At 69.4% G+C, this 22533-nt stretch carries 15 protein-coding genes and 1 pseudogene; 2 read left to right on the forward strand and 14 right to left on the reverse strand.

Annotation, left to right across the window (positions count from 1 at the left end; translation table 11 throughout):
- Positions 1-12 precede the first annotated feature (12 nt).
- The 4 genes from PQI23_RS05995 to PQI23_RS06010 form a co-directional block, all read right to left on the reverse strand.
- Positions 13-1557: a class I SAM-dependent methyltransferase gene (locus PQI23_RS05995; RefSeq protein ID WP_339972525.1), complete on the reverse strand. Its 1545-nt coding sequence runs from the start codon at positions 1555-1557 to the stop codon at positions 13-15.
- 51 nt (positions 1558-1608) lie between these two features.
- The gene (locus tag PQI23_RS06000; RefSeq protein WP_339972527.1) at positions 1609-3060 is read right to left on the reverse strand and encodes a glutamate synthase subunit beta; all 1452 of its coding nucleotides are present in this window, start codon (positions 3058-3060) and stop codon (positions 1609-1611) included.
- A complete protein-coding gene (gltB, locus tag PQI23_RS06005) occupies positions 3053-7705 on the reverse strand; it encodes a glutamate synthase large subunit (protein WP_339972529.1) in 4653 nt (1550 codons plus the stop codon). Before gltB ends, PQI23_RS06000 begins: the two co-directional genes overlap by 8 nt.
- Positions 7706-8063: 358 nt before the next feature.
- A complete protein-coding gene (locus PQI23_RS06010; RefSeq protein ID WP_339972531.1) occupies positions 8064-8831 on the reverse strand; it encodes an SDR family oxidoreductase in 768 nt (255 codons plus the stop codon).
- A gap of 159 nt (positions 8832-8990) precedes the next feature.
- Here PQI23_RS06010 and PQI23_RS06015 point away from each other — a divergent pair, with 159 nt between their 5' ends.
- On the forward strand, positions 8991-9350 hold the full coding sequence (locus tag PQI23_RS06015; RefSeq protein WP_339972533.1) for an RNA polymerase-binding protein RbpA: 360 nt from the start codon (positions 8991-8993) through the stop codon (positions 9348-9350).
- An 11-nt stretch (positions 9351-9361) separates the two neighbouring features.
- Here the strand turns inward: PQI23_RS06015 and lnt are convergent, their stop codons facing one another.
- The 8 genes and pseudogenes from lnt to PQI23_RS06055 form a co-directional block, all read right to left on the reverse strand.
- Complete coding sequence (lnt, locus tag PQI23_RS06020; RefSeq protein ID WP_339972535.1) at positions 9362-11014, reverse strand: apolipoprotein N-acyltransferase; 1653 nt, start codon at positions 11012-11014, stop codon at positions 9362-9364.
- Positions 11011-13323: a DEAD/DEAH box helicase gene (locus tag PQI23_RS06025; RefSeq protein WP_339972537.1), complete on the reverse strand. Its 2313-nt coding sequence runs from the start codon at positions 13321-13323 to the stop codon at positions 11011-11013. Before PQI23_RS06025 ends, lnt begins: the two co-directional genes overlap by 4 nt.
- On the reverse strand, positions 13320-14171 hold the full coding sequence (tatC, locus tag PQI23_RS06030; protein WP_339972539.1) for a twin-arginine translocase subunit TatC: 852 nt from the start codon (positions 14169-14171) through the stop codon (positions 13320-13322). Before tatC ends, PQI23_RS06025 begins: the two co-directional genes overlap by 4 nt.
- 44 nt (positions 14172-14215) lie before the next feature.
- Entirely contained in the window at positions 14216-15214 is a 999-nt protein-coding gene (locus tag PQI23_RS06035; protein WP_339972541.1) for a helix-turn-helix transcriptional regulator, read from the reverse strand.
- Positions 15207-16319, reverse strand: coding sequence for a helix-turn-helix transcriptional regulator (locus PQI23_RS06040; RefSeq protein ID WP_339972543.1), 1113 nt, complete (start codon positions 16317-16319; stop codon positions 15207-15209). Before PQI23_RS06040 ends, PQI23_RS06035 begins: the two co-directional genes overlap by 8 nt.
- An 8-nt stretch (positions 16320-16327) precedes the next feature.
- Positions 16328-17254, reverse strand: a complete 927-nt coding sequence (locus tag PQI23_RS06045) for a peptidylprolyl isomerase (RefSeq protein WP_339972545.1) — start codon at positions 17252-17254, stop codon at positions 16328-16330.
- 33 nt (positions 17255-17287) lie between these two features.
- Positions 17288-18337: a tRNA (adenine-N1)-methyltransferase gene (locus tag PQI23_RS06050; RefSeq protein WP_339972753.1), complete on the reverse strand. Its 1050-nt coding sequence runs from the start codon at positions 18335-18337 to the stop codon at positions 17288-17290.
- A 189-nt stretch (positions 18338-18526) separates the two neighbouring features.
- Positions 18527-19096: pseudogene (locus PQI23_RS06055) on the reverse strand (HAD family hydrolase); the annotation flags it as partial.
- Positions 19097-19137: 41 nt separating this feature from the next.
- Between PQI23_RS06055 and PQI23_RS06060 the strand changes: the two are divergent.
- Complete coding sequence (locus PQI23_RS06060) at positions 19138-20229, forward strand: proteasome assembly chaperone family protein (RefSeq protein ID WP_339972547.1); 1092 nt, start codon at positions 19138-19140, stop codon at positions 20227-20229.
- Between the two features lie 61 nt (positions 20230-20290).
- On the opposite strand, the gene mshC is transcribed toward PQI23_RS06060, so the two are convergent.
- On the reverse strand, positions 20291-21541 hold the full coding sequence (gene mshC, locus PQI23_RS06065) for a cysteine--1-D-myo-inosityl 2-amino-2-deoxy-alpha-D-glucopyranoside ligase (RefSeq protein WP_339972549.1): 1251 nt from the start codon (positions 21539-21541) through the stop codon (positions 20291-20293).
- Entirely contained in the window at positions 21538-22434 is an 897-nt protein-coding gene (locus tag PQI23_RS06070) for an undecaprenyl-diphosphate phosphatase (RefSeq protein WP_339972551.1), read from the reverse strand. The genes mshC and PQI23_RS06070 overlap by 4 nt, the downstream gene beginning before the upstream one ends.
- Positions 22435-22533: the final 99 nt, after the last annotated feature.

The following is a 22533-nucleotide window of genomic DNA, read 5'->3' on the forward strand; positions in this document are numbered from 1 at the left end:
CGGCTGGCACCGTCAGGATGCGGGCTCGAGCATGCCGAACCACACCAGTTCGCGCACGCCCGCGACGAGCGCTTCGCGTGACGCCGCAGCGTCGACCTCCAGCAGCGAGGCGAGGGCGTCGGCGATCTGCGCGAGGGAGAGCTCGCCGTCGCACGCTCCCAACGCGGCCGCGAGCAGCGTATCGGCCGCGATGCGTCTCGCGATCGGGCCCGCCGTCTCCAGCGCGATGCGCCGCGGCGCCTCCTGGCCCGGCCGGTGCTCGCGCGTCTCGGTGACGGAATCGTCGAGCACCCAGCGGGCGGCGAGCACCTCGGCCTCCGACAGCTGCGCCGTCGCGGCACCGATCTCGAACGCGCGCTGCAGCGCGTCCCCGAGCCCCTCGGCATCCGAGTACGCACCCGCCGCGACATCCAAATGCACGATGTGCCCGGCGCTCGCCGGCGCGCGCTGCACGCGGACCGATCCGAGGCCCACCGCGGTGATCCTGCGCTGCGAGAAGTCGTCGATCCACTCCGCGAGCAGACGCTCGAACTCGGCGTCTCCAGGTCTGGCTCCGCCGTCGCGCACCCAGGTCTCCGCGTAACTCGCGGGTTCGACGCGATCTCGCTCGATCACCCAGGCCTGCAGCGGGCCCGCGGTTTTCTCGGCGGCGCCGATCCAGTCGGCGACGCGAGTGAGCCCGTTCGCGCCCCAGGGCGATTCCCAGTTCGCGAGGCACAGCAGCGTCCCGCCGTGCCGAAGCAGCGCCGGCCCGGTCTCGATCACCGATTGCGCGAGTGCGTCGCCGGTGCGACCGCCATCGCGATACTCGTACACGGGAGCCTCGGCGGAACGGGGTGTGATGACGAACGGCGGGTTCGACAGGATGAGGTCGAAACGCTCCGAGCGCACCGGCTCGAAGAGGTCGCCGGCTCTGAACTCGATGCGGTCGTCCACACCGTTGAGCCGTGCGTTCGCACGCGCGATCTCGAGCGCGCGCTCCGAGATGTCCGTGGCGATCACCCGGCTCGCGAAACGTGTGAGGTGCATGGCGACGATTCCGCACCCGGTGCCGAGATCGAGTGCCGCACCGACGGAAGCTCCCGGCGCCTGCGCGAGGAGGGATCGCGTCGCGCCGCCGACCCCCATGACGTGGTTCGCTCGCGCGGGCCCCCGACGCAGTTGATCGTCGAGGTCGGAGACCACCCACCAGTGCTCGTCAGCGGATATCCTCACGGGATTCACCGACACTGCGGCGACGAAGAACCCCGTCTCGGCACCCGATCCGTCGTGCGCCGCGGGCTGCAGGATCCCGAGTTCCCGGGCCCCCTCGAGCGTCAGCGCGGGCAACGCCGCGTGGATCTCCCCCGCTGCAAGGCGCTCGCCGAGCAGAAAGCATCGGACGAGCGTCGCGAGGGGCCCGGGCTCGCCGTTGGCGAGGGCACGACGCGCTGGAGCGAAGACGCCCCGCTGACGCGCGCTGTCGGCGGTGGGGCCGAGCAGGGCCGTGACGGAGTCGACCGAGTAGTCGGATGAGCGGAGGTCGGCGCGGAGGCGATCCACGAGTTCTGCATGCACCCGCCCAGCGTAGCCCGGGCTCGAGCGCGACGGCGCGAGCCCGGGCTTCGACTATGCGAACGCGCGGTCGTGCGCCGTAACCGGGCTGGGCAGCACGGTGCCTCCGGTGAGGTAGCGGTCGACCGACGCTGCGACCGCGCGACCCTCGGCGATGGCCCAGACGATCAGCGACTGGCCGCGCCCGGCGTCGCCCGCGACGAACACACCGGGCAGACCGGTCGCGTATTCGCGGTCGCGTTCGAAGGACCCGCGGGACGACCGTTCGAGTCGGTGCGCGGGGTCCTCGATCTCCTCCGGGCCCGTGAAGCCCATCGCGATCAGCACGAGATCGGCCTCGAGCAACTGCTCCGTACCGGCCTTGGGCATCCTCCCCGCGTCCGTGTACTCGGTCTCGGCGACACGCAGACCGGTCACCTCGCCCCGAGCATTCCCGACGAACTCCACGGTCGATGCCAGGAAGCGGCGTTCTCCGCCCTCCTCGTGCGAGCTCGACACCTCGAACAGCGTCGGATGCACGGGCCATGGCTGACCCGCCGTCCGGAACTCGGACGGCTTCTTCCCGATCGCGAGATTGGTCACCGATGCCGCCCCCTGACGGTGCGCCGTGCCGATGCAGTCGGCACCCGTATCGCCCCCGCCGATCACGATGACGTGCTTGCCCGCAGCGTCGAACGGCGTCGCGTCGAGCGAACCCGACTGCACCCGGTTCGATGCGGCGAGGTACTCCATGGCCGGCAGAATGCCGTCGTACTCGCGCCCGGGCAGCGGTAGGTCTCGAGCGACCGTGGCGCCCGTCGCGACGACGACGGCGTCATAGCGTCGCCGCAGTTCGCTCCACGACATGTCGCGCCCGATCTCGACCCCGCAGCGGAATCGCGTTCCCTCGGCCTTGAGCTGTTCGATGCGGCGCGCGACGAGCTGCTTCTCGAGCTTGAAATCCGGGATCCCGAACCGCAGCAGGCCCCCGGGCTCCTCGTCTCGCTCGTAGACGGCGACCGTGTGACCGGCGCGCGTCAGTTGCTGCGCCGCGGCCAGGCCCGCCGGGCCCGATCCGACCACGGCGACGGTCTTGCCCGTGAGTCGGGACGGCGGCTGCGGCACGACCCAGCCGTTCAGGAACGCCTGATCGATGATGCTGTTCTCGATCTGCTTGATGGTGACCGCGGGCTGATTGATGCCGAGCACGCACGCCGATTCGCACGGCGCCGGGCACGCTCGCCCCGTGAACTCCGGAAAGTTGTTCGTGGCGTGCAACCGCTCGATCGCCTCGCGTTCGCGCCCTCGGAACATCAGGTCGTTCCATTCGGGAATGAGGTTGCCGAGCGGGCAGCCCTGGTGGCAGAACGCGACACCGCAGTCCATGCAGCGCGATGCCTGCTTGGCGACGAGCTTCGGGTCGGCCGGGTCGACGACCTCGCGCCAGTCCTTCAGGCGCAGCGCGACCGGGCGTTTCGGAGCGAGCTCGCGCTCGCGAACCTTCAGGAATCCGCGGGGATCAGCCATGAGTCGCCTCCAGGATCTCGGACCACACGTGGTCGCCATCGGGATCGATTCCCTGTTCGCCCGCGCGCACTCGAATCTCGAGCACCCGCGAGTAGCCGCGCGGGATCAGTCGCGTGAATCGAGCGAACGTGCGCTCGGGATCGTGCTCCAGGTCGTGCAGCAGCTCGGCGGCCACACTCGAACCGGTCTGCTCCGCGTGCCGTTTCACCAGGTCGAAGACCTTCTCCCGGAGGGCGCCGTCCTCGGCGTCCGGCACCCGTGGCCCGGTATCGCCGTCGCCGCCGAGCCGCTGCAGCATCAGGGAGCCCGATGCGAGCTCCGCGGAGTTGACGTGCGCGTGGTCGAGGTCGAGCACGACCGCCTCGCCGCCGGACATGCCGGCGCCGATGTTGCGCCCCGTCGGCCCCAGGATGAGCGCGAAGCCGCCGGTGAAGTATTCGAGCGCGTGATCGCCCGTTCCCTCGACGACCGCCGTCGCACCCGATCCCCGCACGAGGAACCGTTCGCCGACGACGCCCGCGATCCAGAGCGACCCGCTGGTCGCGCCGTAACCGATGACGTTGCCCGCGATGACGTTGCCCGAGGCCGGGTGCCCCGCCTGCGGATGGGGCTTGATCACGATCTCTCCGCCTGAGAGCCCCTTGCCGACGTAGTCGTTGGCATCGCCGACGAGGCGCAGTGCGATGCCCGCGGGGAGGAACGCGCCGAGCGATTGCCCTGCGGACCCGGTGAGGGTGACGTCGATGGTCTCCGGAGCGAGCCCCTCGGCTCCGAAGCGCTCGGTGACGGCGTGCCCGAGCATGGTGCCGACCGCGCGATCGATGTTGCGGATCGGCAGATCCACGACCACCGGCTCGCGTCGCTCGAGCGCGTCGTTCGCCATGCGGATCAACTCGCCGTCGAAGTGCGACTCGAGCTCATGATCCTGCTCGCGGCCGTGTCGGCGCGGCTCGCCCTCTGCGAACACCGGGCCCCGAAGGATCGGCGTGAGATCCAGCCCCGACGCCTTCCAGTGGTCGATCGCGTCGTCGACGTCGAGCGCGGAGGTGTCGCCGACCGCTTCGTCAATCGAGCGGAACCCGAGCGAGGCGAGGATCTCGCGCACCTCCTCGGCGATGAAGCGGAAGAAGTTGACGACATGCTCGGCCTGTCCGGTGTACCGCGCGCGCAGATCCGGGTTCTGGGTGGCGACGCCGACCGGGCAGGTGTCGAGGTGACAGACGCGCATCATGATGCACCCCGAGACGACGAGCGGCGCGGTGGCGAACCCGTATTCCTCAGCCCCGAGCAGTGCGGCGATCACCACGTCCCGTCCGGTCTTCAGCTGGCCGTCCGCCTGCAGCACCACCCGTTCGCGCAGCCCGTTGAGCATGAGCGTCTGCTGCGCCTCGGCCAACCCGAGCTCCCACGGCGAGCCCGCGTGCTTCAGCGAGTTCATCGGGCTCGCGCCCGTGCCGCCGTCGTGCCCGGAGACGAGGATCACATCCGAGAGCGCCTTCGCGACGCCGGCGGCCACGGGGCCGATGCCGCTCTGCGCGACGAGCTTCGTGCTGATCCGGGCCGAAGGATTCGCGCGCTTCAGGTCGAAGATCAGCTGCTTCAGATCCTCGATCGAGTAGATGTCGTGGTGCGGCGGCGGCGAGATCAGGCCCACTCCGGGTGTCGCGTGCCGCGTTCGCGCGATCCACGGGTACATCTTCGTGGGAGGCAGCTGCCCGCCCTCGCCCGGCTTCGCGCCCTGAGCGAGCTTGATCTGAATCTCGTCGGCGTGCGTGAGATACATCGACGTCACCCCGAATCGCCCCGAGGCGACCTGCTTGATCGCACTGCGCCGTTCGGGGTCGAGCAGGCGGTCCTCGGACTCGCCGCCCTCTCCCGTGTTCGACCTGGCGCCGAGGCGGTTCATCGCAATGGCCAGTGTCTGGTGCGCCTCCGGCGAGATCGAGCCGTAGCTCATCGCGCCCGTCGAGAAGCGCTTCACGATCTCGCTGATCGGTTCGACTTCCTCGAGCGGCACCGGCGGGCGCTGAGGCGCGAAGCGGAACAGTCCGCGCAGGGTCATCAGACGCTCCTGCTGCGCGTTCACCCGCTCCGTATAGGCCGAGAAGATATCGCGGCGCCCGGTGCGGGTCGCGTGCTGCAGGCGGTAGATGGTCTCGGGATCGAACAGGTGCGGCTCCTCGCCCCGCCGCCACCGGTACTCGCCGCCCGTGTCGAGCTTGCGGTGCGCGACCGCTGCGGGATCATCGGGATACGCGGCGCGGTGACGGGCGGCGACCTCGGCTGCCACGACGTCCAGACCGACGCCGCCGAGGCGAGAGGTCGTGCCGGTGAAGTACCGATCGACGAGCTGCTGCGCGAGCCCGATCGCTTCGAAGGTCTGCGCGCCGCAGTACGATGCGACGGTCGAGATCCCCATCTTGCTCATCACCTTGAGCATGCCCTTGCCCAGTGCTTTGATGAGGCCCGCGATCGCGTCGTCCTCCGAGACGCCGGGAATGGAACCGTCGCGGACGAGCAGACCGACGGTCTCCATCGCGAGGTACGGGTTGACCGCGGCTGCCCCGTACCCGATCAGCGCGGCGACGTGGTGCACCTCGCGCACGTCGCCGGCCTCGGCCACCAGCGCGACGTGCATCCGCTGGCCTTCGCGGATCAGGTGATGGTGCACCGCGGAGACGGCGAGGAGCGACGGCACGGGGGCGAGATCCTTGTTCGAATCGCGGTCCGAGAGGATCAGGAACTCCGCACCCGCCTCGATCGCCGCGCTCGCCTCCATGCACAGCGCCTCCAGGCGCTCGGCGAGCCCGCGAGCCCCCGAGTCGACCGGGTACAGCCCCCGCAGAGTGACCGCGCGCTCCCGCAGGGGGTCGTCGCCGAAGTGCTGGATTCGTGCGAGCGCGTCGTTGTCGATCACCGGGAAGTCGAGGATCACCTGGCGCGCGTGCTCGGCTGACTGGGTCAGGAGGTTCTCCTGGGGGCCCATCCCGGCGCGAAGGCTCGTGACGAGCTCCTCGCGCAGCGCGTCGAGCGGCGGATTCGTCACCTGCGCGAACTGCTGCACGAAGTAGTCGAAGACGAGACGAGGCCGGTCGGAGAGCGCCGCGATCGGGGTGTCCGTTCCCATGGCCGCGAGCGGTTCGATCCCGTCGCGCGCCATGGGGAGCAGCAGCACCCGCAGCTCCTCCTCCGTGTAGCCGAAGGTGCGCTGCCGTCGCTCGATCGACGCGGGCGGATGCACGAGGTGCTCCCGCTCCGGCTGCTCGGAGAGCCGGATGCGCCCCTCCGCGAGCCACTCGCCCCATGGCGCGGCGGAGGCGAGCTCGGACTTCACGGCCTCGTCATCGCGGATCGATCCGGTCTCGAGGTCGACCGCGAGCATACGACCGGGCTGGAGCCGGCCCCGTTGCACGACGCGCTCGGGGGCGATGTCGAGCACCCCGGTCTCGCTCGCGATCACGAGCATGCCGTCGGAGGTGACGAGGTATCGGCCCGGACGCAGCCCGTTGCGGTCGAGCAGCGCCACGAGCTCCCGGCCATCGGTCGCGATCATGGCGGCGGGGCCGTCCCACGGCTCCATGATGAGCGAGTGGTACTCGAGGAAGTCGACGAGCGCCGGCGACATTCCCGGCTCCGACTCCCAGGCCTCGGGCACCATCATCGCGAGCGCGTGCGGCAACGTGCGGCCCGCCATGACGAGCAGTTCCAGCACCTCGTCGAAGCTGGCGGAATCGCTGCCGCCCGGCGAGCAGATCGGGAGGAGCGGTTCGACGTCGCCGAGCAGGTCGGAGGCGAGCTGGGCCTCGCGCGCCCGCATCCAGTTGCGGTTGCCGCGAACGGTGTTGATCTCGCCGTTGTGCGCGACGAGGCGCAACGGCTGAGCGAGATGCCAGGACGGGAACGTGTTCGTGGAGTAGCGCGAGTGCACGATGGCGAACCGGCTCATGAAGCGCGGATCGGTCAGCTCGGTGTAGAAGCCGGGCAGTTGCAGCGTGGTGACCATGCCCTTGTACACGATGGTCCTCGAGCTCAACGACGGGAGATAACTGCCCGTCTCGTGCTGCACGCGCTTGCGCACGCGGAATGCGCGGCGCTCGAGCTGGTCCGATGAGCATGAGATCCCGGCCGCAGGGACGAGCACCACCTGCTCGATGACGGGACTGGCCGCACGAGCGCTCTCTCCGAGCACCTCGGGCCGCACGGCCACGGGCCGCCACGCGAGCACCGAGAGGCCCTCCTCGGCCGCGATGGCGGCGATGCGGTACCGCGTCGCGCGTCGCTCGGTCGATGCCTGCGGCAGGAAGACGAGGCCGGCAGCGTAGGCACCGGGCTCGGGAAGGCGGAGGCCCGGCTCGAGGCGCGCGAGTTCTTCGCGAATCAGCGCATCCGGGATGTCGCTGAGGATTCCCGCACCGTCGCCGGTGCCCGCATCCGAGCCCACGGCGCCGCGGTGCTCGAGATGCTCGAGCGCTTCGAGCGCCATCTCGATGATGCTGTGACTCGACTCGCCTGTGAGCGCGACGACCGACGCGAGCCCGCACGCATCGCGCTCGTCGGAAGGATCGTATAGCCCGACGGGGCCGGGAAGATGCGAACCCGGCACCGACGAGTGCGTCGGGCGGGCATTCGGCGAGCGCTGCGGCATCGACGTCCTCTCGATCGTCGGGACGGCGTCGGTCCCGGTGCGTATCCGCGCCGCTCGATCCGGAACCGGAGATGATCGAAGCGGCGTGCGGTGACTGAGCTCCGAATGTAGCACTTCGTTTCTTCGGCGAAACACGGAACACATCGCACTTTGTACCCGAGCCTTCGGGGGCACGCCGTTGAAAGCCGAATTTATGACGGAACTTCTTGACTTGTGCCGCACACGTCTCCGCCCCGAAACACTCCCGAAACATTTCGGAGCCCGGCCCTCTCCGGGAGACGACGAACGCGGTGTTCGATAATCAGAATTGGTGCCCTGCACCGCTCACATATCGAACACCGCGTTCGCGGTCGGAAGCTCAGCTCTCCGGCGTGAAGCTCCGAGTGTCGCCGACCAGTCGCGTGTGATCCGACGGCACCGGGTCCACCGCGGCGCGGGCCACCTCGGCGGCGAACTCCGCGACGTTGTACAGCTTGCCCGCCTCCTCGCGTCGTGCCTCGATCGCACCGGGGTTCAACCGGTTGAGCAGGGTCGCCGTGACGGTGCCCTCGATCATGTCGCCGGAGACGACGGTGAAGCCGATCCCCCGGGCCTCGAGATCGGGGACGAGCTCACGCAGCGCGTCCTCGCCGGCTCGCTTGGACTCCGCCACGGGAACGTACTCCGGCATGGTGGGGGTCGTGCGGATGAAATGAGCCTGATGACTGGTGACGAACACCACGCGCGAGCCTTCTCCCATGAGGGGCAGAGCGGCATTCAGCACCGAGAGCTGCGCATCGCGGTTGAGCCGCAGCGCGTAATCCTCACCCATGTCGCTCTCCATTCCGCCGGAGGCGTTGAGCACGAGGATGTCGAGTCCGCCGAACTCCTCGCAAACCGCGGTCATCATGCGATCCACGGAGTCGCGATCGGTGAGATCGGCCCCCTGCACGAGCGCACGCACCCCGAGCTCGCGGAACTCGGCCGCGAGCTTCTCTGCACGGGGGGCCTTGTTCCGGAAGTTGACGACCACGTCCGCACCCGCCTGCGCGAAATAGCGCACGGTGTCAGCGCCGACGCCGCGGGATGATCCCGTGACGAGCGCGCGGCGACCGGCGAGGCTGCCGGGTTCGAGAATCTGGGTCACTTGTACTCCTCAATCGTGGTGATAACCGTCGTTCCAGGGTACTGGACGACCAGCGGATGCCCAGGTCGGGGCTATCGCGCGGGCGCCGCGGGCGGGTACCCTGCAAGAGGAGGCACGGCGCCCCGGCAACGTGGGCGTCACACACGAGGGGGTTCCCACATGGCCGATCGAACACTCCGCGGAACGCGCATCGGCGCGACCAGTCTGCAGGGCGAAGAGGGGGTCGAGCTCTCTCCGCGCCGCTCGGTCGAATACCTCACCGATCGCGGCGTCCGCTTCACGATCATGTTCGACGCCGACGCGGAGCCGCCCGCCGAGTGGGTGGATCAGAAGAGCGGTGAAGTCGGGTTTCTGGACGACGCGGCGGGACGAGCCGCACGAGCGGAGTTCGAGGAGAAGGAGTCGTCCCAGCGGACGCCGTGGGACATGCTCATCGAGCGCCGCAGCCGGGAGGAGCTCGAGGAGCTGCTCGAGGAGCGGCTGAAGATGCTGCGTGCACGGCGAGGGTCCGCTCAGTAGCGCGCCCCGAATCACCCGATCGGATCGTCCCGACGTCGTGCGCGCAACAGCCCGACGAATGCCAGCGCGAGACCTGCCACTCCCACTGCCGTTCCCGCCATGGCGATCGCCGCTCCGAAGCGAAGAGCCGGAGTGAGCCCCGTGACGAGCGGCACCTCCGCAACCATCGCGTCGCGCGTGAAGGGCGCCAACGATGCCAGATCTCGCCCATCCGGTGCCACGATCGCACTCGTGCCGACCGTCGAGTCGTTGATGAGGGCGCGGCCCATCTCGACGGCGCGCGTCCGCGCGATCGCGAGCTGCTGCGCGCTCTCATCGGTGCGCCCGAAATCGGCGTTGTTCGTCTGCGCGAAGATCACCTCGGCGCCCTCCGCCGCCATCTGCGCCGCCTGCGGATCGAAGATGATGTCGAAGCAGATCGCGATGCCGGCGCGCACCGCCTGATCGGCCGTATCGATCTCGAGCACCGACGAGCGGGTGCCGGGGGCGTACTCGAGCTGCACGAGATCGACCAGATCGGGCACGATCGCGTGGAAGAACGGTCGATTCGGCATGTACTCGGCGAATGGCACGGGGTAGCGCTTGTCGTAGCGCGCGCCGGTGGGGCCGTCCGCATCCCAGACGAGCGAGCTGTTGCTGTAGGTGCCGTCGTCGTTCGCGAGGATCGTTCCCACGACGATCGGAGCGCCGGCCCGCTCGGCGAGCTTCGCGAGCCGCTGGTTCCGCAGCAGGTTCTCCGCAGCGCTGAACTCGGCGCTGTTCTCCGGCCAGACGATGACAGCGACCGTCTCACCATCCTCCTCCAGGCGGTCGAGCAGCGCGTCCGTCGCCGCGAAGTGATCGCGGATCACGCCTCCGGCTTCGCGGTCGTCGAAGATCCCCGATTTCGAGTTGCCCTGCACCGCGGCGACGCGCAGCGTCCCCGACGATTCGAGCGGCATCGCGGGCAGGATCGAGAGCGCGACGAGTATCGCGAGCGAAGCCGACACTCCGGCGAGCAGCGGTCGCACGACGGCGACGCGGCGGCGCTCGGCCAGTGCGCAGGCGACCGGAAGCACGCTCGCGAACGCGATCACAGCCGAGAGGCCGGCGAACCCGAGCCACGCGACCGATTGCAGGATCGGGCTGTCGGCCTGCGTGGTGGCGAGCCTCCCCCACGCGAAGCCGCCGTAGGGAACCGCGCTCTGCAGTTGCTCGCGCAGCATCCAGAGCGCCGCGACCGTCGAGGCCTGCGCGAGGGCCACCCGCGCGAGACGGCCTCGAAACCACGGCGCCTGCCGCAGTCCTCGGGTCGCGATGGCGGCGGCCAGCCCGAAGAGTCCGAACCACACGACCATGACCGCGCAGAGCGCCGCCCAGGGAATCGGGCCGAGGTACAAGGTGAGCCAGCTGATGTGCGGCATCCAGAACGCCGCCCCCGCCAGGGCCCCGAAGCCGAAACCCCTCCACGCGCGCTGCTGCCACACGGCGGCGCTCACAAGTGCGACGCCCGGGAAGGCGAGCGGCCACCAGCTCAGCGACGGAGTCGCGGCATCGAGCATGAGCCCGCCCGCGATCGCCGAGAAGACCGCTGCGAACCACCGCAACCTCGGAGCACCGCGGGGTTCCGCCCGTACGAGCATCGAGCTTCGGGGCTGCTCGTACGCGGGCGACGCCGCGCTCACGAGGTGCTCGAGGCCTCGACGATGCCCCGCTTCACAGTGCGCTTCGCATCGCGGGCGAGCCTCGCCAGCGCGCCGAGACGCGCGGCTTCGACGCTATCGAGCACCGCGCCCTCGCACGCCTGGGCGACCTGGTCGAGCAGGTCGATCGTCTGCTTCGCCCAACGCACGAAGTCACCCGCGCCGATCCCGGCCACCTCGAGCACCTGCTCGATGGGTCGACCGTTCGCCCACGCATGCATCGTCATCGCGAGACCGGCGTGCGGCATCTCGCTTCGCGGCAGACGCGACCGCTCCGCGAGATCGTCGAGACGGACCCAGGTGTCGAGCACGCGATCATACGCGGCCGCGAACGCGGCACCCCCCGGAAGACGCCCTTCGCCCTCGTCGTCTCGGCGCGGCTCGTAGCTGAGCACGCAGCACATCACGGCCAGCCCGACGGCATCGAGCCCGCGCCACACGTCTTCGCGAATGCACTCGGCGACCAGCAGATCGCGCTCGCCGTAGATGCGGCGGAGCAGATTGCCCCAGGGGGTGACGTTCGGCTCGTTCGAGCCGTCCCTCTCCAGGTATCCGAGTTCGAGAAGCTGATCGACCACCCGATCGAAGGTCCGCGCGATCGTGCCCGTGCGCGATGCGATCTGACGCCTCCCGCGCTCAACGCGACGTCGGAGCTTGCGAGCGCGATCCTCCCACCGTTTGCGATCGGATCCCTGAGCTCGTCGCGCGGCCGCATCGTATCCCGCGAGGGACTCCTGCTCGGCGCGCAGCTCCCGGGCCTGGTCGACGACGGCGCGATCCGCCTGGAACTGCGCGAACGAGAGTTCGAGCATCTCCCGGACGTGACCGCGATCCATCCGCTGCAGCAGGTTGACGGTCATGTTCGCCGTCGGCCGGAAGCTCGAGCGCACCGGGAAGGAGCGCGCACCCGCCAGGTGCGCGAGGGCCTCGAGGTCGACCTCATCGCCCCATACGACGACCGCGTGACCCTCGTCGTCGATGCCCCGCCGCCCTGCGCGCCCGGTGAGCTGCGTGAACTCGCCCGAGGTCAGCGGTACGCGCTGCTCGCCGTTGAACTTGTCCAGACGCTCGATGACGACGGCGCGCGCCGGCATGTTGATGCCGAGCGCGAGCGTCTCCGTCGCGAACACGAGCTTCACGAGACGCCGCTGGAAGAGTCGCTCCACCACGGCTTTGAAGGCGGGGAGCAATCCGGCGTGGTGCGCGGCGACGCCTCGCTCGAGTCCGGCGAGCCACTCCCGCACGCCGAGCACCCGACGCTCCTCCTCGCTCATCCCGGAGACCTCCGCCCGCGCCACGCGACGGATCTCGTCGCGCTCCTCGCGCGTCGTGAGCGTGATGCCCTCCATCAGGCACTGGCGCACTGCCTGATCGCACCCGTTCCGGCTGAAGATGAAGACGATCGCCGGCACGAGGCCGGTCTCGTCGAGCGCGCGGGCGATATCGGAGCGCGAGATGCGCCGCGTGCGCCGAACGGGCGGTCTCCCGCGCGAGCGCTCGCCCCGCCCGCGACCGCGATCCCGGTTCTGGCCCCGTCCTCGATCGTCATCGCGCTCCCGCCAGCCGCCCCGCCGGTCGAGCGCGTACAGTTCGGGGTTCACACGGCCTCCCGTCGCGAGCTCGCCCGCGCGGTCGACGTAGAGCGGAAGCAGCGCTCGCGAGGTGAGCACGTGCTGATACAGCGGAACCGGTCGATGCTCGGAGAGGATGACATCGGTGTCTCCCCGTACCGCGTGCATCCAGTCGCCGAATTCCTCGGCGTTGGAGACGGTCGCGGAGAGCGACACGAGTCGCACCGCGGGCGGAAGGTGGAGAATGATCTCCTCCCACACGGCGCCGCGGAACCGGTCGCCGAGGTAGTGCACCTCATCGAGCACGACGAACTCGAGATCGTCGAGCGCCTCGGAGCCCGCGTAGATCATGTTGCGGAGCACCTCTGTCGTCATGACGACGATCGGAGCATCGGAGCGCAGGTTCACATCGCCGGTGAGCAGCCCGACCTCATCCTCCCCGTACTCGTCGCAGAGCTCCCGGAACTTCTGATTCGAGAGCGCCTTGATCGGAGCCGTGTAGAAGATCCGCGCATCCCGCTCCCGTCTCGCGAGATACACCGCGAACTCGGCGACCGTCGTCTTCCCCGACCCCGTGGGAGCGGCGACCAGCACGCTGCGTCCCTCCTCGAGCCGCTCGCACGCCGTGCGCTGAAACCCGTCGAGCGGATACTCGAGGCGAGCGGAGAATGCCTCCAGCGCGCTCTCGTCGCGCTGCTCGACCACCTCTGACGTGCTCATCGGCGCCCTCCCGCGCGGCCGGAATCGCCGCTCTCCGCTTCGCTGCCGGCCGATCCCTCGAGATCGTACTCCGCGAGCTCGGTCGCGCGCCGTTTGTCGACGCGTCGATCGTGCAGCAGTGCGACGCCGGCGGCGGCGAAGTACAGCACGATGATGGGGGCCGCGAGCAGGAACATGCTCATGAGGTCCGCCGCCGGGGTCGCAATGGCGGCGAACAGGATGATGACGAGGATCGCGACGCGCCAGCTCCGGAGAATCGAGGCGCCGCGGAGCACGCCGATGAAATTGAGCATGACGAGGAGTACCGGGAGAACGAATCCGACACCGACGGCGAGCAGCAGCTTGATCGCGAAGTCGAGATAGTTGCGCGCCGTGAGATAGAAGGCGTCCTCCTCCGGCTGGAAACTCGCCATCAAGCGCACGATGTTCGGCAGCACGAGCCAACCGGCGTAGGCGCCGCCGAGGAACAGCGGAACAGCGGCCCCGATGAACCCGACGCCCGTGAGCTTCTCGCGCCGGGTCAGTCCGGGAGCGAGGAAGGCCCAGACCTGGTACAGCCACACCGGGGATGCGATGAGCACCGCGATGAACAGCGCGATCTGGACCTTCGTGTCGAAGCCGCTCGAGATGTCGCCGTAGGAGATGATCGCGTCGCGACCCTGCATCTCGAGGTCGTTGATCGGCTTGCGGAGCATCTCCCAGACCCACGTCGACAAGAACCAGCCCGCGACGAGCGCGACGACGATCGCGGCGACGGAGATGAGAAGCCGCTTCCGGAACTCGACGAGGTGCGCCCCGAGACTCATGCGCCCTTCGGAATTGCGCCGCTTGCGAGCCCGATCTGCCATTCGTTCAGTGTATCCCAGCGACGTCGGCGGCTTCCTCGAATCAGCTAGGCGCCATACGCCGCGAGAGCGCGCTCCGCCCACTCGCGCACGGCCGCCCGCGCGGTGTCGGGCGACACGATCTCCACTTCCCCGGGGAGCACCTGCACGACCTGCACCGCGGTCCCCCGATGCCAGGCCTCGATCCGCACTCGGAGCCGCCCATCGTCCGCCTGTTCGATCACCTCCGGGGAGAATCCGGCGAGCCGTGCCAGCGCCGCCTCCGACACTCGAGCGACGATCTCCGTCGGGCTCGCTGCCGCTGCCGGCACTGCGTCGATTGCGGTCGGGGCCGACATCCGAGCTGCGCCGTCACTCGCGGATCCGCCCGACCCGTCGTCGTGAACCGCCTCGCCCGAGAGATCTCGCATCTGATCGACGCGGAATGTGCGCTCCGCTGCTCGATCGAAGCAGTACCCGCGCAGGTACCATGTGCCCGACCCCTGCGTGAGCGAGAGCGGGCGCACTGATCGACGCGTGTCCGAGCCGGAGGCATCCCGATAGACGAACGAGACCGGACGATCCGCCTCGATCGCCGCGAGGAGCTGCGGCACATTGGCGTTCTCGGGTGCATCGGTGACGGACATCGGCGCCTGGGACTCCGCACCGAGTGCGGTGCCGAGCTTCGCGGCCGTCGCACGTGCGAGCTGCGCATCCTCCGGTCCGAGCATGCCCGTGAGGGCCTGCAGCCCGGCGATGAGGGCCGCGGTCTCCATCGGGGCGAAGCGCGGCGCGTCATCGACGGCGACCGTCCGCGTGAGACTCACGAGATCCCGCTGCTCGAGCGCGTCCCAATCGATGTCGAAGAGATCTTCGTGCTGATAGTTCAGCGTCTCACCGGGAACACCGGCGGTGCCGAGGAATCGGACGAGACCGCGTACCAGATTCGGCGGCATCGAGAAGCGCTCCGAGAGCTCCGTCACCGTCGCCGCACCGACATCGCGCAAGTACGCGACGAGCGACAGCAGGAACGTCACGCGCTCCGGGGCGAGCACCTGCTTACGCATCGGCGGCGTCTCCCTTCTCACCGGCGTTCGGGTGCGCGCAGTCGGCGCGCGGGGCGCGCACCGATGCGTGCACCTCCGCGATGCGGCGCAACCCCGCGACCACCAGGTCGCGGAGCTGCGTCGGCTCGCAGACCGACACGTCGGCTCCGTAGCCGATCAGTTCGTTCGCGAAGATGTGCAGATCGAGTACGCCGACCTCGATCCCGCGATGATCTTCGGCTCCGCAGCTCGTCGGTTCGGGCGCGCCGTCCGATCGCGTCGACAGCCGCGCCTCCGCGATGCTCCCGCGGCGCACGCAGAGGACAGCCCGACGATGCGCGCGAAGCTGCTCGAGATCGGCGACAGCGGCGTCGGCGCGGGCACGGAGTTCGGGGGCGAACGCCTCGGGCAGCTGCTGCACCCGACCTTCGATGCGGGCGAGGAGGAACGTGCGCGCGGCGTCGCGCTCGAGATCCCACGACACGAGATGCCAGCGCCCTTCGGCACGATGCAGACGCAGGGGAGCCACTCTGCGGGGCAGCGCTGCGGTTCGGTCCGGCAATCGATAGTCGAAGCTCACCGCTCTTCCGGCGTCGATCGCCCGCTGCAGGGGCGCCGCGGCCGGCTCAGCGCTTCCCAGCTTCGGCGCGATGCCCAGGTGCTGCACATCGAGCCCTGCGCCGAGCGCTTCCAACTTCATCGCGGCTCGTCGTGATTCGGCGCTGAGACTTCCCTCGCTCCACGCGAGCGCCGCGAGACGCAGCAGCATAAGCTCGCGCTCGGAGAATCGCAGATCCGCTGGAAACTGCAGCAGCTCTTTCGAGATGCGATAGCGCGTGTGCTGGTTGTTGCCGACGTCTCCCGGATCCTCGAACGCATCGACATGAATTCCGAGGGAGCGCAGCTGCTCCTTATCCCGTTCGAACTGCTTCTCGAGCGCCGGGGTGATCTCGCCGTGCCGGTACCGATCGGCGTAGCCGTAGACCGACGAGAGCAGCTCCCGCTTCGTCGCCCCGAACGGGCTGACGACGAGTGCGAGCACCAGACTGAAGAGCCGCTGCTCGCTCGGCACCGCGGAGCGCGCCTTGGAGCCTGAGCGGTCGGAGGACGCCGAGCTGCTCGGCACCGTCGGCCTCAGCTGACCCCGAGGATGTCGACGACCACGACTCGGGCGTTCGCGCCGTCCTCGTTCTCGACGATGACCACCTGCGAGCCGATCGACTGACCGGTCAGCTCAGCGCGGTACGTGACCCCCGACTGCGCCATGTCGGCCTCGGTGTACAGCAGCTTCAGGCCGGTGTTCCAGGTGTTCTCCTGCTCCGTGCCATCCCAGCCGACGGCCAGGACCTGTGCGATCACGTTGTCCGTCGCCGTCACCTCCGCGCCGTCGCCCTCGATGCGCACCGCCGCGGTCGTACCCGCCGGCGCATCGGTCGGCGGCAGGACGACTCCCGCCCGGCCCTCCTCGTTCGTGACGACCGCCGGGAACCCGTTCGGCAGACCGCGCGCGGGCCCTTCCGCAACGATCGGAGCAGTGGACACCACATCGACCACACCGACGATCGCATCAGCTCCGGGCGCCCCGAGCTGGCCCGCGAGCTGCGTGCTCTCCTCCGGCGAGAGCGCGAGCACCACGCGGTCGCCGGGCACCGTGCACCGCACGGCCTCGCTCAGCGGGTTGGCCGTCTCCTCGGCGACGAGCAGCGGCTGCGGCGGTCGGGAGGAATCGGCGAAGCCCTCGCTCTGGAACAGCGTCTCTCCGCTGGCGGCGTCGAAGAACGCCATGTTGACGCCCACGAGCGACTGTTCCCCGGCGACGTACCCGTCGGAGTCGCCCGACTCGACCACGGTGCGCTGGGTGGAGAGGATCTCGATGTCCTCCGGTGCCGAGATCTCCGGCACCTCGCCGAAGCTGCCGAGCACGGTGGTGCTATCGCTCAGAGCTCCCGGCTGCAGCGTCGCCGTGCAGTCGGAGGCCTGCGCCTGCTGCGCGCTGCATCCGGTTGCTCCGGCGAGGAGCAGCGCAGCAGCAGCGGTGGCGGGAATGATGCGACGGAGCATGAGCACCTTTCGAGGAAGCCGATGTGAACCCGGCTATCCTATCGAACCGGGGAGCTCGCCGCCCCGCTCGCGCGCGAACTGCTGCGTCTCGCGCGCCTTCTTGCGAAGCACCTTGTCGCTCTTGGTGCGCTCGCCCACCGCCTCCGGGGTCCAGACCTCCGCGCTCTCGGGAGCGTTCGACTCCGGGCCGAGATCCGGCAGCCAGCTGCCGAGATCGGCTTCGCTGAAATCGCTCTTCGACGCGCGGCGCTTGAGCTCGGGCATCACGGTTCCCGGCGCGAGCCGGCGGGCGGTGACGAGGAATCCGGTGTGCGCGACCATGCGGTGGTCGGGGCGCACTGCCAGCCCTTCGACGTGCCAGCCGCGCACGAGCGTCTCCGAGGCCTGGGCGTGCGCGAACCCTCCGCTGCGGCGGATCTGCTCCACGGTGCGGGAGAGCTGCGTCACGGTCGCGACGTAGCAGATGAGCACGCCGCCCGGCGCGAGCGCCTCCGCCGCGACCTCGACGCACTCCCACGGCGCGAGCATGTCCAGCACCACTCGGTCGATGCTGCCGGCTTCGCACGTCGCGGGGAGCGTCTCCTGCAGGTCTCCGACGGTGAGCGCCCAGTTCTCGGGGACGCTCCCCGAGAAGGCCACGACGTTGCCGGTGGCGATCTCTGCGAACTCTTCGCGCCGCTCGAACGAGTAGAGGGCGCCCTCCGAGCCGACGCCGCGGAGCAGATGCAGCGAGAGCGCTCCCGATCCGACGCCCGCCTCGACGACGCGAGCACCGGGGAACACGTCCGCGAGCGACAGGATCTGCGCAGCGTCCTTCGGGTACACGATCGCGGCCCCCCGCGGCATCGACATGACGAAGTCGGAGAGCAGCGGTCGCAGCGCGAGATACTCCTCGCCGCTGCTGTTGGCGACGACTGAGGCGTCGGGCCGCCCGACGATCTCGGCGTGCGGGATCACGCCACGGTGGCTGTGGAACTCGCCTCCCTGCACGAGGGTGATCGTGTTGAGACGCCCCTTCGGCCCGGTGAGCTGCACGCGATCGCCGTACTGGAACGGACCGCGCACCGCGGGAGCGCCGGACACGACGACACCTTCGCCCGCCTGCTCGGCCTCCTCGCGAGACCCCGCAGCGACGGCCGCGGACGGGTGCTCGGCTCGCACCGACGCGTAGCGCTCGCTCAGCACGGCTGCATCGACGCCGTCGAGCGACGGCCAGACCTGATGAGCCGGCGCCTGCGACAGATCGAGCAGATTCGGAATGCCGAAGGCGACCGCTCCCGAGGCGTGGGCCGAGCTCAGACCCGTGACCGAGTCCTCCAGCGCGACGCATTCGGAGATATCGACTCCCAGCAGTGCGGCTCCCCTGAGGTACGGATCCGGATGCGGCTTCTCGTGGGCGACCTCATCCCCGCCGATCACGTGACTGAAGAGCTGCTCGGGCAGCAGCGCCACGACCGCGTCCGCGATCTCGCGAACGGCCATCGTGACCAGCGCGCACGGGATGCCCGATTCGCGCAGCGAGTGCAGCAGCTCGACCGCGCCGGGCCGCCACATGGGCTCGGACGCCGAGAGCCCGGCGATGACGCCCGCCGTCCACTCCGCGATGATGTCGTCGACCTCCATCGGCACGCCGAGCTCCTGGAACCGCTGCGCGGCGGCGCGCAGACCCGAGCCGATCAGCGAGTTGCGGATCTCGGGGGTCAGCTCGATGCCGTAGCGTCCGAGCATCGCGAGCTCGGACTCGAGCCAGAGCGGCTCCGAATCGATCAGGGTGCCGTCCATGTCCCAGAGGACGGCGGCGGGGCGAAGGTCGGCTGTCCGCTCAGAGAGGAATGCATTCATCCGGACCAGTGTACTGTTCGGCAGCCGATACCCTGGAGCGTATGTCCACTCCCGCCGCGCCGAATTCGCGCGTCCTCATCGTCGCGTTCCAGGGATGGAGCGACGCCGGGGATGCGACCACGGAGGTGCTGCAGCACCTCGCCGGATTGCTCGACGCGGAGGTGCTGCACGAGATCAGCGCCGAGGGCTACGTCGACTTCCAGGTGCATCGCCCGAAGGTCCTGTTCGACGAGACCGGCAAGCGGATGCTCGAGTGGCCGGATACGCGGCTGTTCGGACCGGTGCAGCGCCCGGGCGCGTCGAGCGATTCCTCGGCGGCGCACCGCGTCGCCGACGGAGAGACGGTGCGGAGGATCGACGGCAGCCCGGTGCGGGATCTCTTCCTCCTCGCCGGGGTGGAACCCGCCCGAGACTGGCAGAACTTCGCCGATGAGATCGTGGAACTCGCGGATGTCTGGGCGATCGACCTCGTCATCATCCTCGGCTCCATGTTCTCCGATGCTCCGCACACCCGGCCCATCGTGACGACCGTCACGTCCGAGTACGAAGCGCGACGCGACGCGTCGGGCGCCGTGCGCAGCACCTACGAGGGTCCTGCGGGGATCTCGACCGTGATCGACCTGGCACTCGCCGAGGCGGGCATCGAGACCATCTCGCTGTGGGCGCAGGTACCGCACTACGTGCACAGCACGCCGTCGCCGAAGGCCTCGCTCGCTCTGCTCGACAAGCTCGAGGAACTGCTCGACATCGTGATACCCCGAGGGGACCTGCTCGTGCAGGCGAACGAGTGGGAGGCGAACATCAACCGCATCGCCGACGCCGACGAGGACATGTCCCGGTACATTCGGCGCCTGGAGGAGTCGCGCGACGAGGAGCTCGCCGCCGAGACCACGGGCGACGCGATCGCACTCGAGTTCGAGAAGTTCCTCAAGGGCGGGCCGCGCTTCGCACGCGACATCGAAGTGCCGCAGTCGGGCTCGGAGCGCGCCGCCGCGCACGAACCGCAGGCGGAGCACGAGCCTCAGGCGGATCCCGACCCGAGAGCCGATGCCGAACCTCGGCTCGACAGCCCCGACTCGGACTCGTCGAAAGACGGCGACGGCAACGGCGCACCGGACGCTCCGCGCTCCTAGCCCGCAGACGGCGCCGCGCGGCCGATCGCGCAACCGGCCGCGGCGGCCGCATGCGACCGGGCTACCGTTCGAGCCGGACTCCGAGCAGCGCGAGCACGGCGTCGGCGACGAGGCCGGGAGCATCGACACCCCGGTCCAGCGCCGAGTCGAGGGTCGCGAGCATGACCGGTGTATCGAGATCATTCGCGATGGCCGACCGCAGCTGACGCACCACCGCTGCGGCGGGCATCGGATCGGGGCTCGTGCGCTCCAACCCGGCGCGCCAGGCGTCGAGCCTGCGGTGCGCCATCTCCAGATCGCTGTCGTGCCACTCCCATTCCGAGCGGTAGTGATGCGCGAGCAGCCCCAGACGAATCGCCGACGGGTCGGCTCCCCCGTCCAGCAGCTTCGACACGAAGACCAGGTTGCCGCGAGACTTCGACATCTTGTGCCCCTGGTACGAGACGAGACCCGCGTGGCAGTAGGCGTGCGCGAGCGGTGTGCCCGAGAGCGCCGTCGCGTGCGCGGCCGTGAACTCGTGGTGCGGGAAGACGAGATCGGATCCGCCGCCCTGCACGGTGAAGGCGCCCCCGAGTGCGCCGCGCGCGATCACCGAGCACTCGATGTGCCAGCCCGGTCGGCCGGCGCCGACGGAGGTCTCCCAACTGGGCTCATCCGAGCGCGCCGCGCGCCAGAGCAGCGGGTCGAGGGGCCCGCGCTTCCCGGGCCGATCCGGGTCTCCCCCGCGCTCCGCGCTCAGGCGGAGCATCAGATCGGTGTCGTACGGCGCCACGTCGCCGAGCCGCCACTGCGAGTCGCGCTCAGCGGCGTTCGTGTCGAAGTAGATGTCGTCGCCATCGGCGTCTTCGGTGGGCACCGGATATGCGAACCCGCGCTCCATCAGTTCGCGCACGGCATCGGCGATCTCGTCGATCTGCTCGGTGACCGCGACGTAGTGCTCGGGCGGCAGCATTCCCATCCGATGCATATCCGAGCGGAAGAGCCCGATCTGCTCGTCGGCGAGCGAGCGCCAGTCGACGCCCGTGTCGTTCGCCCGCTCGAGCAGGGGATCGTCGATGTCGGTGATGTTCTGCGCGTAGACGGTCTCGATGCCGGCGTCGCGCCAGGCGCGCTGCATGATGTCGAACGCGAGATACGTGAATGCGTGCCCGAGGTGGGTCGCGTCGTACGGGGTGATGCCGCAGACGTAGAGATGCGCGCGGCCCTCGGGGATGGCCGGATGCTCGAGCCGCTCGGTGGCGGTGTTGAAGAGCTTCGGAGCGAGGCCCGTTCCCGGCAGCTCCGGCACTTCGGGCGGAGTCCACGTCCTCATCGCGCACCTCCCGCGCTCAGCGCATGCGCCGCGCCCGCGGCTCCCTCGGCGACCGATGCTCCGCCGTCGGCGGACAGCACGCCGGTGGCGAGCAGCACGATGATGACGACGCCGAGCACGACGCGATAGACCACGAACGGCATGAAGCTGCGCTTCGAGATGTACTTCATGAAGAGCCCGATGACGAAGAGCGCGATGATGAAGGCCACGACGGTCGCGACGATCGTCAGACCCATCGGCGTCTCCTGCGACGGCGCGCGCATCGCCTTGAACACCTGGTAGAAGCCCGATCCCAGCACAGCGGGGATCGCGAGCAGGAACGAGTAGCGCGCGGCGGCCTCTCGCGTATACCCCATGAGGAGACCCGCAGTGATGGTGCCGCCCGAGCGGGAGACGCCCGGGATGAGCGCGAGCGCCTGGGCGAAGCCGTAGATCAGTCCGTGCTTCCAGGTGAGCTTCTCGATCGGGCGCACCTTCGACCCGACCCGATCGGCGACGCCGAGCAGCAGACCGAACACGATGAGGCTGATCGCGACGAACCAGAGCGAGCGGAGCGTGGTCTCGATCTGATCCTGGAACAGCAGCCCGAGCACGACGATCGGAAGGGTGCCGATGATGATCCACCACCCCATGAGGGCGTCGGGATCATTGCGCGGAACCCGCTTCCCTCCGAGCGATTGCCACCAGCGACCGATGATGCGCACGATGTCGCGCCAGAAGAACACGATCACCGCGGCTTCCGTGCCGATCTGGGTGATGGCGGTGAACGCGGCGCCCGCGTCGCCGATGCCGAGCATCTCACTCGCGATGCGCAGGTGCGCGCTCGACGAGATGGGCAGGAACTCGGTGAGTCCCTGGATGATTCCCAGGAGGATCGCCTCGAAGATTCCCATGATTCCTTTCCTGGCTTCGCGACGCCTGCACATCGACCGCGCCGCGTTTGGGCCGTCGTCCAGACTAGCCCACGGAGCACCGAAAGCTCGTGAGCGCGG

The organism is Leucobacter sp. USCH14 (assembly GCF_037619215.1).
Lineage (GTDB): Bacteria > Actinomycetota > Actinomycetes > Actinomycetales > Microbacteriaceae > Leucobacter.